The sequence below is a fragment of the Halomonas sp. SIMBA_159 genome, assembly GCF_046536035.1.
Classification (GTDB): domain Bacteria; phylum Pseudomonadota; class Gammaproteobacteria; order Pseudomonadales; family Halomonadaceae; genus Vreelandella; species Vreelandella venusta_A.
Genome location: NZ_JAWJBT010001196.1, coordinates 1 through 249, shown reverse-complemented (window position 1 = coordinate 249; position 249 = coordinate 1). Strand labels below are relative to the sequence as shown.

The 249-nt window shown below is 49.8% G+C and carries 1 pseudogene; it reads left to right on the top strand.

The window, feature by feature from the left end:
- Positions 1–249: pseudogene (locus R0J87_RS23050) on the top strand (NfeD family protein); the annotation flags it as partial.

Below are 249 nucleotides of genomic sequence, written 5' to 3'. Positions count from 1 at the left end.
ACCAGCCTGGCTAAATTGCATGGCAGAAATGAAGTCTGGGCAGAGAAAGCGGTGCGGGAAGCGGCAAGCTTGGATGCCGAAGGGGCATTGAAAGAAAATGTCATCGATTTTATGGCCACAGATCTCGATGATCTGGTTAATCAGATCAATGGCCGTACCGTGCTGATTAACGGGGTACAGCAGACATTATCGCTGGAGAATGTCGCGTACGTAGAACGCGAACAGGACTGGCGGTTTAAGTTTCTTGCT